The sequence below is a fragment of the Dehalobacter sp. TeCB1 genome (assembly GCF_001707455.1).
Classification (GTDB): domain Bacteria; phylum Bacillota; class Desulfitobacteriia; order Desulfitobacteriales; family Syntrophobotulaceae; genus Dehalobacter; species Dehalobacter restrictus.
Genome location: NZ_MCHF01000047.1, coordinates 1 through 18,794, shown reverse-complemented (window position 1 = coordinate 18,794; position 18,794 = coordinate 1). Strand labels below are relative to the sequence as shown.

15 protein-coding genes are annotated in these 18,794 nt (G+C 35.3%); all 15 read right to left on the bottom strand.

The window, feature by feature from the left end:
- Positions 1 to 54: 54 nt before the first annotated feature.
- Positions 55 to 387, bottom strand: coding sequence for a hypothetical protein (locus A7D23_RS15640; RefSeq protein WP_083221908.1), 333 nt, complete (start codon positions 385 to 387; stop codon positions 55 to 57).
- A 336-nt stretch (positions 388 to 723) separates the two neighbouring features.
- Entirely contained in the window at positions 724 to 1,422 is a 699-nt protein-coding gene (locus tag A7D23_RS11155; protein WP_068883840.1) for a hypothetical protein, read from the bottom strand.
- Between the two features lie 209 nt (positions 1,423 to 1,631).
- Complete coding sequence (locus tag A7D23_RS11150; protein ID WP_068883838.1) at positions 1,632 to 2,480, bottom strand: tyrosine-type recombinase/integrase; 849 nt, start codon at positions 2,478 to 2,480, stop codon at positions 1,632 to 1,634.
- Positions 2,481 to 2,641: 161 nt separating this feature from the next.
- Positions 2,642 to 3,199, bottom strand: a complete 558-nt coding sequence (locus tag A7D23_RS11145) for a hypothetical protein (protein ID WP_068883836.1) — start codon at positions 3,197 to 3,199, stop codon at positions 2,642 to 2,644.
- Positions 3,200 to 3,299: 100 nt separating this feature from the next.
- Positions 3,300 to 4,319: an AAA family ATPase gene (locus tag A7D23_RS11140; RefSeq protein WP_068883834.1), complete on the bottom strand. Its 1,020-nt coding sequence runs from the start codon at positions 4,317 to 4,319 to the stop codon at positions 3,300 to 3,302.
- A gap of 270 nt (positions 4,320 to 4,589) precedes the next feature.
- Positions 4,590 to 5,354, bottom strand: a complete 765-nt coding sequence (locus A7D23_RS11135; RefSeq protein ID WP_083221907.1) for a virulence-related protein — start codon at positions 5,352 to 5,354, stop codon at positions 4,590 to 4,592.
- A gap of 146 nt (positions 5,355 to 5,500) precedes the next feature.
- Positions 5,501 to 6,751, bottom strand: coding sequence for a site-specific DNA-methyltransferase (locus A7D23_RS11130; RefSeq protein WP_068883830.1), 1,251 nt, complete (start codon positions 6,749 to 6,751; stop codon positions 5,501 to 5,503).
- A 44-nt stretch (positions 6,752 to 6,795) separates the two neighbouring features.
- A complete protein-coding gene (locus tag A7D23_RS11125) occupies positions 6,796 to 7,449 on the bottom strand; it encodes a Rha family transcriptional regulator (RefSeq protein WP_068883828.1) in 654 nt (217 codons plus the stop codon).
- Positions 7,450 to 7,608: 159 nt separating this feature from the next.
- Positions 7,609 to 8,049 (bottom strand): hypothetical protein, encoded by a 441-nt coding sequence (locus A7D23_RS11120; RefSeq protein WP_068883826.1) that lies wholly within the window; start codon positions 8,047 to 8,049, stop codon positions 7,609 to 7,611.
- Positions 8,050 to 8,234: 185 nt separating this feature from the next.
- Entirely contained in the window at positions 8,235 to 10,388 is a 2,154-nt protein-coding gene (locus A7D23_RS11115) for a hypothetical protein (RefSeq protein ID WP_068883824.1), read from the bottom strand.
- Positions 10,389 to 10,405: 17 nt separating this feature from the next.
- Positions 10,406 to 10,597 (bottom strand): DUF5659 domain-containing protein, encoded by a 192-nt coding sequence (locus A7D23_RS11110; protein ID WP_068883822.1) that lies wholly within the window; start codon positions 10,595 to 10,597, stop codon positions 10,406 to 10,408.
- 95 nt (positions 10,598 to 10,692) lie between these two features.
- A complete protein-coding gene (locus A7D23_RS11105) occupies positions 10,693 to 14,193 on the bottom strand; it encodes a hypothetical protein (protein WP_068883820.1) in 3,501 nt (1,166 codons plus the stop codon).
- A gap of 69 nt (positions 14,194 to 14,262) precedes the next feature.
- Positions 14,263 to 14,484, bottom strand: a complete 222-nt coding sequence (locus tag A7D23_RS11100; protein ID WP_068883818.1) for a PC4/YdbC family ssDNA-binding protein — start codon at positions 14,482 to 14,484, stop codon at positions 14,263 to 14,265.
- 2 nt (positions 14,485 to 14,486) lie between these two features.
- On the bottom strand, positions 14,487 to 17,579 hold the full coding sequence (locus tag A7D23_RS11095; RefSeq protein ID WP_068883816.1) for a DEAD/DEAH box helicase family protein: 3,093 nt from the start codon (positions 17,577 to 17,579) through the stop codon (positions 14,487 to 14,489).
- Positions 17,580 to 17,593: 14 nt separating this feature from the next.
- The gene (locus A7D23_RS11090) at positions 17,594 to 18,643 is read right to left on the bottom strand and encodes a DNA methyltransferase (RefSeq protein WP_068883814.1); all 1,050 of its coding nucleotides are present in this window, start codon (positions 18,641 to 18,643) and stop codon (positions 17,594 to 17,596) included.
- Positions 18,644 to 18,794: the final 151 nt, after the last annotated feature.

Genomic DNA, 18,794 nt, shown 5'->3' with positions numbered 1-18,794 from the left:
TTCTGGCGGTGATGGTCTTGATGTACTTGCATCGCATCACCTCGGTATATTTTCTTAAAGATTCATTAATTCCTCGATTAAAGCTATATATTCATTGTCACTTAAATTACTGAACAAAACAATAGACCCTGCATCTGAAATAGAAAAACTTACTTCACCTGCTCCAAAAGGATATGTAACTGCAACTGTTGCTAAGTCTCCGTTTTGGAACATAAGATCATAAATATCTGTTAGATTCACTCTATTACCATTTAAAGAGCTTCCATTTATCGTTTGTATTGTTAAATTTTTGAATTTGGCACCTTTTACATTTGAGGAATTATTAATAATGTCATCTAAATTAAAGGCATGCTTAATATAACTTAAGTTAAAGCTTTGTTGAAACAAATCCTTAGCTCTTTCTGCAACATTCTTATTTGTTAAACATATAAGTTTTCCATTCTCATTATCAAAATAAGCTTCATATGAATTCTGAACAATGATTTGCTCGATATTCTGATTTAAAGCACGTGCTTGTACATCAACTACTTCATCTAAAACAATTCTACAGTGAGTATAATTATCGAAAGTAACTTCATTTACAAATAATTGAGAAGTTAGTTCTTCTTCTACCCCATTTATCGTCTGTGTTATAGTTGTTCTATTGTTTGCTAGTTGAAAATTTTCTGGGAGTTGTCCCTCTAATTCAAATAGATTTGATGCTTTCGTATATAGCCCCCCCTTTTATCTTAATATGAGTAAATATTTTGCGACTCTTCTTAAATCACTGAAACTATTGTCCGTAACATTTACATACTCTTTATAAATGCAAGCTTTCTTATCATTCAAATCGTGTTGTTCATTATCAATAAGAATGTTACAATCTAGCTGGCATACAAACGATTTTACTGTTTTCACACCAAATCGTTGTATCGCATACCCAAAAAAAGGATTTCTGTTTTTATAATATCTAATATCTAACGAATATTTTTCCTCATTAATATTCATTTTTTTCTTTATTACTTGACTCAATTTATCAATTTCTTCAAGTATGTCCTCAGCAGATTTATATGTTACTTTAAGCTTGGGAATGTAAATAAAAACCTCATCTATATCTTCATCAGCATTTACTTCTTTATCCAATTGAACCTTCAACAAAAAATTATCTAAATTATAAATCTTATGGGTTTTCAAATTCATTTCTTTATTTATATTTTTTAATTTGTACATCTCTTTTAAAGAAAGCTCAATGTTATTAAACACATCTATATCTTTCTTAACTTTGTAGGTAAAGCTTACATCAAAAGTAACTTCTCTCATTCTCTTAACAATTCTATTTACAAATACATAAAACTTTATTTTATTATAATAAAGCCATTGTAAAATCATTGCTAAAAAACTTACTATAGTTACAATCGTGCCAACAACTGATAATGCATCCACAACAAACACCTCCTTCTTTTGGAGTCTAAGAGCATCATGTATGCACAAATACTCTATTCTATTATTATACACACATTTCCAATTCTATTCTATGCTTTTAGAAAACTTAATTGAAAAAATTTTCACACCATTTGCTGTCGGGGCAATTTTTACAGATAGAAGCACCCCTCCCATCAGGAAAGGTGCATAAAAAAAAGAGTGGGGTCGGCTTACCACTCCAGTGCCTCCAATGATTCACTCATATCCTGCTCGGTTGTAACTGTATAAAGGTTTGTAGTCATGATATTATCGTGACCAAGTATCTGCTGAATTGTAGTTATTGCTGTACCTTCTTTGACCAGCTTATAACCAAGGGTATGTCTTAAGCTATGGGGTGTAACTTCAACTGAAACTCTATCACCATATTTCTCAAGGATAAGGTTTATTGCATTCCTTTTCAATGCTCCACGCTGCCCTATTAATAGGAAGTCACTTTCATCCGCTGGTCTTACTGCAAGATAATCCTGAATTGCTTTTCGGACATCCTTGTTCAATGGGATTGTCCTGTTTACGTTCCCTTTCCCTATAACCTTTATAGAGCCTTTACGTTCCGATATATCAATATCCCTAAGCCTTATATTGCAAAGTTCACTCACCCGAAGCCCTGTGCCAAGCAGTAGTTCAATTATGCAAATATGCATTTGATTCCTGTTTCTGTGTATTTCGGCTCGGAGCCTCCTCAAGTCCCTTTCCTCTAATCCTTTATACTGGCGAGCATCCCGATTCTTTACTGCTTTTATACTAACTTCAGCAGGAGTTGTTCCGCTTTCATAGAGCCATTTACAAAAGGCATTGATGCTGGCAATCTTCCTATTGGCTGTAACCACCGATTCATTGGTATTCAGCAAGTGCTTCTTATATTCAATGGCATCAAGTTCAATCAGTTTATCAAGACCGCAATCAGTCCTGCTACTATACCAGTCAATGAAAACCTTGCTGTCCCGAATATAGCAGCCAATGGTATTCTTGCTGCGTTCTTCGCTTCTTAAATATACTTCAAAACCGCTTATATCAAGCATATAGACACACCCTTCCTTTATTTGGTGTGTCCATGTTACCTCTGTGCTGCCTTGAAGTCAACTGAAGACATAATCCTAATTATGCATTGTAATCAGGCTTATTTCGGGCATTTTTATATAAATAATCAGCATTTATCTCGGTAAAAACTGATGACATAAGATTATTGCATATATTCCTCATTGGCTCTCTGCTGCTCTTCTTGGCAATCCTCATTGCTATCCCCAGCATCTGCATCAAACTCACCATTCACCATTTGCAGAAACAGCTTCTTCCTTGCTTCCTCATTCTGGCTTGTATCCAATATAAGTTCCTTCTTCTCCGACCATTCCTCTGGCATACGGTTACGAAGGAAAAATGAAATGGCTACAGCCGATGGTGGCTGGTGGCGTTTTACCTTTTCAATCTTAGTACGTTTCTTTCCATTTTTGTCCTCTTCAACAATAGTCTTGAGTTCCTCATAGTCATAGCCGGTACAAAGCTTCAATAATGATTTTTCCACTTCATTACATAACACGCTCCTGCCCATAGTTACAAGTTCAGAGAGTGTTTCATGCTCCTTGCAGTAACGATACCAAGAGTCGGGAGAAATAGCAAGTTTCTTACAAATCTCTCTTACTGTATCACCCTGCATCAGCCATTCTTTTATGTCAGACAGTCTTGGTAATATGTCCGAATCATATCGAGTTTCCTTATTAGGAATCCCTTTTCTGCTACCCATGTTCTCACCTCCCCTAATACAAAAAGAGCCTTGTTATCGGCTCTATAATAAAATTCTACATATTCAGATAAAAAATAATATTAACATTTAAATGCTATTGCTATAGCTTTATCACAATATCTTCTATGGCATCCTTGCATTTCACGAGATATTCTTGACTTATTTGCGTCTCTTTACCTAAGATTTTGTGAACTCCAACACTTACTTTGCTAAATGGCTTTCCTTCAGCAAACGCCACAACGCCAGTTGTTTGAAAATCTCTTACATCAACAATGCCTTGATGAATATTATTAAAAGTAAAAATGCTGCCATTTGATATAATTATGCTCTGTAAATCATTATTTATTGCAGTTAATACAGAGTTATAAGCTGATGCCGGACCCATATATTGTGTCAACCTATTCTTAACAATTAGATGAATTAATGGTAGGCTTCTTTTTGCTTCCGATAATTTAGTTGAAAAAGAAAACTGATTATACATCGGTGAAGGCATTTGTATACCATAAATCAAGGAAAAAGCATTTTGAATAGCTCTTCTTGAAGAATCGTCTGCCATTACTGGTAGTATTAATCTGTTTGCAGATGATAGAGCAATTTGTGTATAAACCGAAAAACTTGGGTTACAATCAATAAATATTTCATCATATTTATTATCTGTTAGCTTTATAAAATCTTTTATCCAGTCAATTACTGCCATCCATGTATTTGTTCCAGGCAATTGTGTATTTGCTAAAGTAGCAATGGAATTTGTCTGTAATTCAATAACTGGATCACCAGCAAGTAAGTCTATATTTTGACTAATATTTTGGTTGTAATCATTAGGCTTACATATATAATCGGAATAATTTACTTGTGGCATGGTAAATGGGGATGGTAGTCTGTCTTGAAAGTAACCTGCTACAGATATCCTTTTACCTGATGTATATAAACTTGAGAGATTAACAGCACCTTCTCCTAATAATCCACCCAAAAGCAATTCAGACAAATTTGCCTGCGGACAAAGGTCTATTACCAGAACCTTCTTCTCTGGATATTTCTCTGCGTATCTTGAAACTACTTGAAATGCTAAACTGGTTTTTCCAGTTCCACCTTTATTATTCCAAAAAGCATATACTGACATAAAAATTCCTCCTTCTATTATGAATTAAATTCATATTTAAATCGTTTTGTATTTATTAAATTTAAATTATTAGTAATTATTCCAACATAAATCGTTTTGCTCCGCATTACATTTGCAGTCTATTCCTTAAAAATACTATATCATATGCAATATTCATTTACCAGATATAAGCAATTTTAAATCAATTTCATTGTTAGCCTACTATTATATTTCAACATAAAAATATCGCCCCACAAGCCAATGTGAAGCGATATATTCGGGAGAGGTATGCTATTCAGCGTCTGCAACAATATTCTTCTCAGGTTTCTTTCCACTGCGGAAAGCAGAGTTTCCTTCAAGCTTCTCAAGCAGAATCTTTCGTGCAGTTTTATATTCATCTCCCACCATACCAAGCCTTATAAGGAAAACTCGGAAGGTAAACTTATCGTTATCGGTATCTTTAGATTTAGCCGAAGCATGTTTTAGAGCCTTGGCATTTTGGTTTAGTAATCCTATCAGCTGAGTATAAGCCTGAACCTTTTCAGGACTTGCTTCACCTTCTAAAAATTTAAATGTAATGGTGCTATTGTTAAAATCAAACTCTATACCTGGGCATTTGTCTGTACCAATACTCTCTATGGCAGTTTTGAAATCTTCCAAGGTTTCCATTCTGGCTTCATTGATACCTGTGCAAAATTCACCCTCAACAATATCCGCATTAAGTCCTAATGATTTCTTGATAAGACCATGTTTGCTGCAAATCATATTCACCAGATTTCTTAAAGTGATACCAGTATGACCTTCCATTGGAACTGCTACTTCAAAGCCTGTAATTTCTGTTGCTGTAGTCTCGATTATTTTCTTTTCAATCCTGCCATTCACTAAAGTCTCAAGCTCCACTTCTATTCCTTCAGAAGTTGTAATCTTTCCTGCTCGGTCAACTGTGTAAGTCTCTTCTGCTGTTTTAATCTGATAAGCAAAACTCGGTACTCCCATATACTTTGGCTCAACCTCAAAGTGTTCTCCTAATGCCTTAACAATGTCTTTTCTTTCCATAATAAAAACCCTCCATTTCATGAATTTGATGTACTACATTAATCACTCTGAAAGCACATTAAATCAAGTTAAATAAAGGGTTTTCGGAAAAATAATGTGAGTAGAAATCGGTAATTTAAAATGAGAAATAGTATTCTCTCATAATATCAGACCGCCACTTGCTCACGCTTTAAGTCCGAGTATTTATATTGCTGTCCTTCTCTCTCAATAATCACATCATCACCATTAATTCCATCCTTATAATTAATCCAGCGTTCAACAATAACCTGACAATACTTCGGGTCAAGTTCAGCGCCATAGCAAATTCTATCAGCTTTATCAGCAGCAAGCATGGTAGTTCCGCTCCCAAGGAATGTATCAACAATAATATCACCATATTTGCTGGAGTTCTTGATTATATATTCAATAAGCGGAATCGGCTTCATTGTAGGATGCACATCATTAACTCTCGGCTTATCAAAGTTCCATATGGTGCTTTGCTTTCTGTCACCATTCCAATAGTGGGAGCCAGTTGGCTTCCATCCGAATAATGCAGGCTCATGTTGCCATTGGTACGGCTGTCTTCCCATGACGAAAGTATTCTTGACCCATATACAGCACTGGGAATGTTTAAAGCCGGAATCAACAAATGCCCTCCTGAAAATCAATCCCTTTGCATCCGCATGGAACACATAAATACTGGCTCCGTCATCGGATATTTCATAAACCCTCTTGAAAGCTTCAAGCAGGAAATTATAAAATTCTTCATCATTAAGGTTGTCATTTTGTATTGTTAAAGCGTCCTCTGTTTTCCCGACATAAGCTATCCCATAAGGAGGATCTGTAACTGTTAGTTTTGCCTTCTTTCCATCCATAAGTTTAGATAAATCTTCTCTCTTGGTTGCATCACCGCATATCAATCTGTGCTTAGCAAGTATAATAATATCTCCTGATTGAATAACTGGCTCTTCAGGGACTTCAGGAATCTCTTCTTCCTCTTCATGATCGTCTTTTGGCATGAATTCGTCCCATAGCTTCTCTGCTTCCGCAAAATCAACACCCGTAAGCTCTATATTATAATTCTCAGTCTTTAATTCATCCAACAAATGAGCCAGTGCCGATAAATCCCATTCACCTGTGATTTTATTAAGTGCAATATTCAGAGCCTTTTCTTTAGTTTTATCAACCTCAATAACAACACAATCAATTTCTGTATAGCCTAACTCTTTCAGTACCTTACTCCTCTGGTGACCGCCAATAATTGTCATATCACTGTTCACAATGATTGGCTCACAATATCCAAATTCAGTAATGCTACTCTTTATTTTCTCAAATTCTTTGTCCCCAGGCTTCAGGTCAACTCTGGGATTATACTCAGCATGTTTTAAATCTGATATTTTAATTTTCCTAAATTCCATAACATTCTCCTTCCATAAAAAGAAGGGACACCGACAGGCATCCCTTATGCAATATTTTTCTCATTAAATATCTTATCCAACTGCTCTTTAACTTGGTGATAATCATATCCTAATTCAAGCATTGTTAAAGCCTTTTCCTCGGCTTTTCTAATCCTCTCAACATCGAATGCTGGCATAAAATCCTTAGGAGATTTTTTCTTATCCTTTATTTCAAAAGTATCCCTGAGACCTTGGGCATCCTTTCCGAATAGAATCTTGTAAATCATTTGTGTAAATGCAATAAATTTGAAATTATCGTTTCCAAGGTATAGTTTAATTTTATCGGTTAGCTCTTTTCTACTTTTAAATTCAGTATCTCTTTCTAATCTGCGTTTCTCAAGTTCCTGCCTCATAGTAAAGAATTGTTTGACCAGTTCCATTTTAAATAGAACAACTTGAGGAGTATTTTTCATAAGTGTAATAAGGAAAGTTGCCTGTTCCTCATTAAGCTTATATACTTTAACGTTTTGAATTCCACCGTTCGTGTCAAAGGGTATCATTTCAAATGTAACCCTTCCAAATTCCTTTAATTGGCTTTTATATGATTCTATCAATTGTCTGACAGCCCTGTGTTCCTGCCCACCATATTCAGCAATTAATTTGCTTGTAGTATATGGCTCATTCTTTAAATTATTGTCCGTAATAAAAACTAATTTCATGATTCTGACCTCCGTTTTAATATTTTTTCGTATAAAAAAACTGCCTACTCCATTTGGAATAGACAGTTCTATTAACCTTAATACATTTTTCCTTTTTCCACTCAATGCCAGCTTCGCTGGCTTTGAGTCTTCCTTATAAACAATAAAACTATATCATTTTTAAACTGGTTCATATTTATCATCTAAGCAGCCAATAATCTTATAATATGCTGGCAGCAATTCAATATCAACAAAATCACCATTACCAAAGCTATCAATATAAGGGTGTCGGAAATCCTCCTCAAATCGTTTATGGAAATCATTATTGTCAGTGACAATTACCTCTTCAGTAACACCGTCAAACTGGTCGGCAGTAATATCAACAATAATTCCATCCTTCTCAAGCCAAGCGTGACTTTGTCTTCCTAATTCACCACATACATAATCAAATTGTCCAAGTCCCATTTCATCAAGATATTTTCCCAACAGAAGAGAAGCATCGCCGCAAGAACCCATAGGAAACTCATGAAATGAAATCGGGAGCTTCTTTATTCCATACTTTATAATTGCATTTCTAAACTGCAAACTTAATTCCCTTAAATATGAAATATCTGCCTTCATATAATATCAACTCCATACTATTCTACGTGGGGGTGCTACCAAACTTTTATTCCGCATACGCTCCATAAAAGTTTTTACGCTCTACCACCCCCACACCCCCTCAGAGCGATAGAATTATTTTATCCTCTATTGAAAAGTTCAAAAGTGTGAATGTCCTATATATTATATATAAGAGTTTCACACTTTTACATATCCTTGGTAAATAAATATTCCCTGTTATTATCGGGATTCGTAATTATACCTATTTGCTTGAGTTTTTCTTTAAATGATGGCTTCCTTATAGCCGACTTATCCATCTTAATTTCTTCGCACAGTTCTTCTATCTCCTGCTTTTTAATGGTTTCCCCTTCCTTTGACCATATATACTTTGTCAGAATTTTCTCTATCAAAAGTTCCTGCTTGGTTGGTTCTTTATAATAGTAGATATTTTCAAAGGTCTCCATATTAACATTAAAATACTTACCTAACTCTGAAATCAGTCCCTCAAGAACCTTAAGCCTTCCAACAAAATATACATCAACAAGCTCCTTTTTTCTATAAGCAGTTCTACCAATCTGCTGAATATTGGATATCAAATAATCATTCATCTCGGTATGGCTTACATGCTGGATATGTGTGTCATCTTCATCAATTTTTCTTCCTACAGCCAGACATTTATTCTGATAAAAGCTGCTGGATTTATTTAATTGACCTATTATAATAATCCTTTCGCAGTCCGAGAATTTATTGACACCCGTTGTAAATTCACCATGATGGATAACCGTATAGTCCTTACCTTCACATATTTTTTCTAGTTCCTCAGAAATATCCTCTTTAAAATCATAGGTCTTATCAACGGTTACTTCCTTAAAAACAACAATCAAGGTCTTTTTGTTTTCGGATTCCATTATCTGCTTACATTCCAATGCAAGGTTCTTAATATTAGCACTATAGAAGCATTTCCTGTCTTCGGCTTTCATATTGTGGTCACCTGTTTTCAGGAGTCTACCCTTCGAGGTATTGGCATCCCTATAAGGAATATAAACATTAATTTCTCTCTTTTCATTGTAAATATCATCACAAATTACAGCATTGGATTTCAAATAGTCATAGTCCAAATCCGCTGTAGCATCCAGTATTATAGTTTTATCAAATTTTTTATTATATGCTGAAAGGTCTAGATATCTATAAGCGTAAATCTCCCTTGTAAGTTTTCTATTTTCTTTCTCAGCTCTTGCTTTACTATCACCAAAGCGGTAAGGAATACCAGTGGTAATATTTTTACTATTTAATATCTTCCCTAAGTCCAGCAGATTTTCATACTTCTCCCTTTCGATAGAGGTATCATTATAGAATGCCTTGAGCAACTCCTCATCAAATTGAAATCCCTTGCCATCACGAAAAAGCTTTGTCTGTTTAATTACTGGCTTATTCATTTCTGCTGGGTATTCTAAGGAATCAATATACTCAGTTATCTCCTTAAATAATTCCTCATATTGTCCAAACTTATCAATAATCAATTCTTTTAATTTCTTAAAGTTTGTATCTGTAATGCTGGAAATATCACACATATCGATTTTTTCATCAATTATCAGGAGTTTTCTTTTAATTTCCTTTCCATCGTGCTCAAAGCACATGATATCTTCAAAGAACTCATCGATATAGTTGCTCAAAAATAACCTTGTATGTGATATTGCCAAAATCCTATGTTTCTTACACTCGGCTTTACTCTTTCTGGCTAAACATTGTATTTTACAGTCATGGCATAGTCTGTAGTCATAGTAAACAACATCAGGCGGTGGACTTCCGAACCACCACTGTTTTGACCTGTCTTCATACTTCCTGCAATCTGTAAAATTAAATCCCCTTACAGTACGGGCTATAAATCCAATCTGACCTCTGACATAATCTACTCCATCATTGAATTTTACTTCTTTCCCATCAATATAGGAATAGTAAGCTTGTTTTAAAGCTTGTCTGTCATTATCAAAACCATATTCCTCTAATGTTTTATCGGTAAGTCCCATATCTATGCAAAAATCATGACATTCTTCCAATGTTTTCTTTACAACAATTGCTCCAAATTCAGGATCAGCATCATATAAGTATTTCATAAATTCAACCAACAAACATGATTTTCCTTCACCCATTGGGACATTGGCTATAATAGGCACTTTAACGTCATCATTGTTTTTATAGTACAGCAGTTTTGACAGAGCATATATATTTTCTTTTTGCCTCTCGCTGATTTCATTACCGTACCACTTTTCCTGTATCCACAGAAAATTTTCTGCTATATCATCAGGGGATTTATCATTGCTATTTATATTTACAATTTCATCAACTGTTTTGCACTCCAAACATTCAGACCCCCTTTTTAGAACCCAATTACATCTTTGAACTGGTTATATTTCTCCATAGTTTCACGCAGTCTTGGGGAATCCTTAAAGATAAATATTTTCCTGTTTGAATCCTTTAAGTCTGGCTTTTCATCAACTTTATGGAATCTATTAAACATAAGCCATCCAGCCATTCTTTCCTGCGTTATAACAATTGTTTCATTTTTCATGATGCTCATGACCTCCTTGATATTTTTATAATAGTTTGCGAACAAGCCATTATTTCGGCATTGTCCGCCCTACGCCAGCTTCGCTGGCGGTATAACTATCCTTTAATATCAACAGTTACTTTTATTACAGTTTGAGTATTCTTGGCTGTAATAATTTCTTTAATCAAAACATCATGACCGATATATTTTCTTAAATCTACTCCTGAAGTAAGGGTTTCTCTTTCCTTTATACTCATATTTCCATTAATACCGAGCCAGTTGCTTTCATTTACAAACAGGGGATATGCCTTCCCCAGCATTTCAGCAGCTATCTCTTCTGCTTTTCCCTTTTCAACACCCATAATGGTTATTGTTAAATCCTGAATATCAGGAAGTTCCGCAGCTTCCTTCCTCAAATATTCTTCAGGAACGCTCATATCCTTCTCGACATGAAATTTTAATGGATACTCCCCATCTGAAACCTGAGTCTTGTAATACTCTCCCAGCCATTCGAAAACATCCTCCTCTTTTTCGTTAGCCGGTACAACATATATTTTTTCTTTATCCTCGTGCATTTTTATATTCTGGAGAATTCCTTCAGGGGCAACAATCCAGCAGAAGGAGTAGTTATCATTTTGGTTGTTGTACTTAGTATTAATATAAGTCATTCTAACAGCAGCAGTAGCCAGTAGTGACGGACAGCTGCAAATCTTCTCCGCATCCATCCTTGTTTTTTCATAAAGGTCTTTGAATTTCTGGTCTACAATTTCACGCTCCCGTTTATACCTGTCATCACTGGAATAAGGGTTAATTCTTGACTTTAAAATTGCCAGCGTCCTATTTTCCTGTATAAAATGGGAATACACATCATCCAATGCTTCAATGACCTTCTGCACAACTTCACCATCAAGTTCAGGGTTCATCAAATAGTTGTATATATTTTCAAAACGCTGAGCCTTGATTTTCTTATTGATGTCCTCTCTCATGACCCTGTTTACATATTCTTTGAACTGCTTCATTCTGTCGGCAAAAAAGTCCAAAGCAGACTTTGTGTCATAGTCCTTATTAAACTCATTCCCATCCTTATAGTACATAAACTGTGGTTTCTTACGGAACTTAAGTTTTATTACCTCTGGCACTACCACTTGGTCGAACAGTCCAGACTTACTGGCATCAATCATTTTTCCCTGCAAGTCTTTCATTATGGCAATAGGAAGGGCATACTTCGGCAGGTCGGCTTCTTCATTTGCTACATTTTCTATAGCAGTATTGATGTCTGTAATCACACCTGTTTTATCCTCGGAATCAATAATGAATTGGATAACATTTTCTTTATTCCATTCTTTGCTCGGTGCGGTAGCTTTATCTTCATCATTAACCTGAACCAGTGACGGAACAACATAATCCTCTAATGTAACCACCGCTTTATCAGGGAAACGAGCATTTAAATGGTCTTGGAGACTCTGATTAATAACCTCAAGCAAGTTCTTGTTGAAATTTTCGCTGTCCTCTTTTTTCACTACAAAGTTATAATTCTGCAAGTATTCAATCTTGATATCCTTCAAATTATAATCGGTGGAAAGCACGAGCAATTCGTCCCCATCTCTGTCATTTCCCCCTAGCCTGTCGGGTTCAGTACCCAGCGGCATCTGAATGATATTATCCAGGTGCTTTATAAACTCTGAGTCCTCTCCCTGATAATCAACAATGTCAACCTTTGCAATTTCGGAGTAGCTCATGATCGGATTTCTTGCCAGCAGATTTCTGCCGATTATTTTACCGCCACAGTAAAACTGTTTCTTCCCAAGAAAGCCTGAATACTCCCACTGCTCTCTGTTTTCAGCACCAGCATATCGTAAGAAGGCAAGAATATCCTGTGTAACATACAGATATTTCCCCTTCACATAGAATCTGCCCATGCACATATCATCAAGCTTTTTATTGATTACATCCTTAATGGTCTGTATTACCTTGCGGTCAAAGACCATTCTCTTGTTTATATGAATCGCCTTAATCGCATCGGCACATTCCTTCGCCAGATTAGTGTCGGAATTTTCCTTCTGAATGAGGTTTAGGAAGGTTTCAATATACTTTATATCCTGCCAGTCGAATTCATCCTTTCGGTAGATGCTCAGCACCTTATGGATAATATCTCCTTGCACATTTGACAATGCAAGCAAATCCAGCTTTTGAATGTTAAGTGCCAGCCATAGCTGATATGTAGCCCTTCTGAACTCTTCCTCTACAGGTTTTGCAAAATTAGAAACACCTATGGCATCATACCCGTATTTAACAAGTAAATCCTTGTATTCATCAATACTCTTAAACATCCATTCTTTCTTTTCAGAACCATCTTCTTTAACCCCTGTAACATTCAGTTTTGCTTTAAAAGTTGACTCTGTAGTAAGGATGTCGATTTCATCGACTTTATGATCCTGTCCCCACATATCGGTAATGAACTCAATATTATGCTTTTTAAAGTATGCTTTAAAATCTACAACAGGGAAAAATCCCTTTATTGCAGGAAGACGCAGCTGATATCCAGTAATGGCATAATCAGTTTTTATGAAATTCTTAAACTTCTCCCCAAGCTCCTTTGAAACAATGCCCATGCCATCGAACACATTTTCCATGCATTTATGGTTTCTCTCGGTTGCCAGTTGAAGTCCTGTTGACCATTCAGTAATTGGAATCTCCTTTGTTTCATCCTCACCAATTTCATCGGTCTGTTCCTCAATATATAAAGCATAGTATTTCGATTTAGTATCCACATAAGTTCTGGCTTTTGGATTTTCAAGCTCTTCTGCCTTTACTTTTTGCCCAGCTTCCTTCCACTGGTTAACCGTCTTATATGTTCCCTTTTGCCTGTTTTCCTTTGGTTTCTTCTCTACCTTGCAGTCAGTGGAATTAACTGTTTCACTTACTTCTTTTATCTTTTTATAATATTCTTTATCCGCTTCAATCCAAGCCATTAATTCAGCATACAGTTTTTCTTCTTCTGGAGTGCGAGTATATGGCTTAATCATATTTACATCTTCAAACACAGGCACTTCACAGTCGGGAATAATGCAGATACCCAGCTTCTTCATATCAACAGTAATTAAATATACATCGGTTGTGGTCAGTGCATTTCTTGTGAGATTCTTTGATACTGTACACTTTTCAGGTTCAACACCAAGAGAAATATGTTCCTTCAGCTTCTCCAGGTATTTCTCCAGCACAAAAATCTGTCTGCATTCTTTATTCTGGGAGCCAGAAAGTACATTATCAACAAATACAAAATGTCCAACAGGTTCTGTGTCAGTGTAAAAACCTTCATTCAAAAGCTTCTCAAGCTTTGTAATCTGCTCCTTGTTCCTGCTCCTGCCTGTTTCAATTGTGATAATCGGAATGAAGTTCTTTTTCTCCCTGACTTCATTTCCGTTTTCATCAGTTTTATATTCAACGGTATCGTCATATTTACGACCCATTATTTTCTCATTTAATATGTAAAGCATCAGCGTTTCACTGGTGTTTACGGCATCCTTATTATCAAACTCCAGCATCAGCTTGCCATCAGTTTCTAACAACTGTTCGAGCTTATACTGCCAAATATGATATTGGCGTTTTTTAACCATATGTATTGACCACCCCCTGCATATCAATCTACTTTAGCTATATAGCCGAAGCTTTTCTTCGGCTATATACTATAAATCAATATTATTAAGAATTTCTTTAAGCTTTTTCAATTCCTCGTTTGATAAAGTAACGCCCTTACCCATCTTATCATGTTCAGGTGACCATTCCCTAATATCAAACTTGGAGTCTTTATCATTCCAGCTAACAAGGTTCAATTCTTTTGTCCATCCTTTAGCCGATTCCGAAAGAACTCCAACGGTTTCTTTGATTTCAAATTTTATATCAGCCATTTCTAATAGACTCCTTTCGTATTTGCATTAAGCCTGTTTGTCTTAAAATCATCATAGCTCTTTGCCCACTTAAACCTTACATCATCTGCAACTGCTTTAAAATGCAACTCTCCACACTCAATTTTCATTTGCTCAACATCTGACAGGTCTTTCCATTCCTTTTCAAGCTTTGTTTCTACGATAAAATATAACTTAGCAATATTGTCATCGCCTTTATATATTACCGCCCAGTCGGGGGAGTACTCTCCGTAAGGTGTATCAATCACAAATCCACCTTTTTTAATCTTAGTATATAGAAGCACATTTTCATCTTCATCCAACTCTTGAGCAAATTTATACTCGCCTTTGCTATCAAGTTTGTAATACTTATGCAATGCCCTTCTTTTTCCTACTTTAGTCTGGTAAACATATTTTGAAGTATCCAGAAGTTCTGCCCTGTCTATTGGTTCAGCTTCAAATATTGTTTTGTCATTGAAAACATACCCCTCAATAATCTTATAGCCTATAATACTATTCGCTTTATAATCTATAAACTTCTTTTTTATACTTTGTGTTACCAAGTCAAGAACATCCTGATTTCGTAGTAATATTTTCTTTTCAAGCTGTGAAATCACCTTGAAAATTGCAAGTCTTGGCAACATTGTGTGATACATAATATAATTGATTATTTCAAAATCGCTTTTAGGCTCAAGTTCACCATCAATATCCTCATAAATACTATACTTGCTTGCATCTTCCATCATGAATTTCTGCTGATCATTGAATGTAGCTTTTCCAGTTTCAACTTCAAATTCATTTCGTATTCTCTTATATCTTAAAAGCTCATTTAATCCTTCAATGCAATCTTGAATAAAAGTATCACTATCAATGTTTACTTGATACATAGTCCTTTTTGTCATCCGGCTGCTCATTTCTTTTAATAACTTTTTAAAGTTCTCTTCCGAAATAAAGCTATGCTGACCATTCTCTACTGGAGGTTCATCACCGTTTTTAATTGGAATCTTCTTTGTCCCTTTTGCAATCATATATTCAGCAAACTTCTCTTTTATCATTTGGCTGTGTTCTTTCAAAGTCTCATCCTTAAACTCAACTTTTTGTATTTCTTTTGCTGCTTTAGTCAGCATATTTTTATCATTAATAAACTTCTGTTGCAAAAGCTCATTTTTTAATGTATCAACAAGCTCAGCAGTAATTTTTTGTGTTGGTACCCCAGCACTTTTCAAAGTAACAAATATAATGTCGGTTGTAACTTCATCTTTATTAAACCCAGCTTGTTCGTTAAAGTCCTTTTGAAGGCTGTCTGCAAAATGGTCATAATAGTCATTTGCAATCACAGTCAGTTCATTGATTTCACTATCTGTACATCTGTTTCCATTTATATCAACAGGAAGTCTCAAACCTCTTCCTATTTCCTGCTTCTTAGCAATTTCAGAACCACCACGTTTTAGTGTGCAAAGAGTAAACACATTTGGATTATCCCAGCCTTCACGCAGTGCTGAATGTGAAAATATGAATGCAAGTGGCTCATTAAAGGATATTAACTCATCTTTTTTCTCAAGAATTAGCTCAATTCCTCTGTCTACATCTTCCTGCGACTTAGCTTTTAACTTCTGCTCATCCAATATGCTGTCCCAATTGTCTACTTCAACTGCGTTTCTATTTTTATCAACAGCAAAATAACCTTCTCTGACTTTATGGATATCTTTGTATCCATTAAATAACTCAGGGTATTCTTTGAATAATTTACTCCAATTGCTATCTTCAATTAACTTTGCGTACTCTTCATCAAAGATACGTAGATACTCGCCTCGTCCATCAAGCGAAGTAGAATCTCTGAATTTGTTTACAGCATCGATAAAGAAAAGTGTCAAGACCTTGATGTTGTAACCCTTTTTCAATATATTTAACTGCTTTTCAAGATGATTTTTAATAGCAAGCCTAATTTGTATTCTGATAACTTCTTCTTCGCCAATATTAAAATTGCTCTCTCCTACCGAAAGCTCAAGTATATCATCCTGTCTTCCAATTTTCAGTTTCTTTAACTTATGGGGGTCTTCTTGGATAAACATATTTTTATATTGTTCCAGCCCGCCCGAAGCTTCAAAAAGTGAATCCCCTCCACGAGCCTTAACTGGTATTGTTCTGATTAAGCCACCCTGCTCAACATAAAATATCTCCAGTTTAGCTTTTAAATCACTTGTAAATTCTACATACCTTATATAAGGATAATCCTTCGGCATGTTACCATGAACCGTTTTTACCTCAATTTTTTTAACCAAATCATTTTTAAAAGCATCATACGAATCAAGTTTATATACCTGATTAAAAAGCTTTTTATGCGTTGCAGAATATCTAATGGTAAAAAGAGGATTTATCATCTCTATGGCTTCAAGAGACGCACTCTTTTTCTTAGCAGTCCCTTCAATCTTCTGTGGCTCGTCAATTATAACGATAGGATTAATATACTTTATATCCTCCCAAATAATTTGACCATACTCATCTTTTACACGTAGTCTATTTGATTCTTTATTAAATGATTGGATATTCATAATTGCTATGCTTAAATCATTACTTTCAACAAATTTCGTACTAACGAATGACTTACTTGTATTTGAATCGTAAACAAATGCATGATTATCCAGATCAATACCATCATATAGGGCTTTGAAATGCTCTCGAAGCATATCAATACTCTTTTCAACACCTTTGCGGATAGCAATGCTCGGTACAACGATCATAAACTTCGAAAAACCATAGGTTTTATATAGTTCCAGTATGGTACGTAGGTAAACATAAGTCTTTCCTGTACCTGTTTCCATCTCTACCGTAAAGTTATTATCCATTAGCTGGTTGTCTACAAATAACATATTTCTAATCTGAACTTCACGAAGGTTATTTAGCAGCCTTGTACCCGTTACTATTTGAGGGTTTCTAACAGGGTCACCTTCCCCAATTTTTTTTGCTCTATTTATATTTTCGTAAATAACCCCTTCACTTTTACGACTTACTCCTTTAAAAAGCTCTATTACTGATTCTATAGCTTCACCTTGATGCGGAAGTCGGTCATTAAATTGGAATGATATTCGGTTTGACATAGGTGTCACCCCCCTTAAATAAATTCAATCCTATAAGCCTTTTTTTCAAGACCACTATGTTTTTTAATTTGTGCCTCAAGCCTAATCATTGAGTTTTCCTTTAGAGAAATATCTGCTCCAAATGCGCTATCCCTGAATATTATCTTGGTTGGCATAGGTTCAAGGCTTGCGATTTTATCTATTATTTCCTCATTTACTATCTCATCTAGGCATACTACAACAGTATCTGTAAATATATATGTCCGTTCTCCAATTGCTTCTATTTTTTCAACATTAGCCGATAACGGAATGTCCCTGTGCCTTAGCAGGATTTCATATACTACATCTATATCTGTGTAGCCTTGATTAAAATCAAGCATATCTTTATCTAGTAACTTTGCTTCATCGATTTCCATATTTGCAGACTTTATCGCTTCACTGAACCAGCGTATATTGGTATCTCCTACACGGAATACTTTAAAGCCGATATCAAGATCCTCAAGTCCCTCTTTATCCTTATAATCTTCTCTAATCTTTTCTCCCGCTCTCCTAATACGCTCTTTACCAATTTCACATATATTTTTAAATCCAGCCTTATATGCTTCACTATTTTCATCACATTTTTCTTCATTCGTTTGAATCATTATAAATTTTCGGCTACCCTTATCTTCGGCATTAAGACTCATAATTGCGTGAGCAGTTGAAGCTGAGCCAGAAAAGAAATCCAAGATTATATCATTGGAGATACTTCCTATTTTCAAAAGCTCTTTTATTAGAAGAGATGGTTTAGGGTATGGAAACACCTTTGCGTCTTTAAATATATCTATCATTTCATTAGTTCCATGCTGTGTATATATATTATCAATAATAGAGAAAAACTTCGCACTCCTAACATTACCTTCTTCATCTTTCAAATACTGTTTTGTGGATACAACCCACCCATCTTTACCTTGAGTAATTTCCAACTCATTATTTTTCAGTGCTTCATAAGCTCTTTCCTTTGACCACAACCATTGTTTTTTTGGTAAAATTTCAGTACCATCTGGTGCAGGTATTGAATATATTAAATTCTCACGAGCATCCATTGCTTTCCCAGCTTCCAAAGGGTGATGTTGTTTCTCACACTACTGTGCCGGAATTTTTCCACGATATCATTCCGTTAGAATTTCCAATTGTTACAGAGAAGTTGGAAGCGCTAGCAGAATTTTATTTTTAAAAAATGCTGCCTAAACGGCA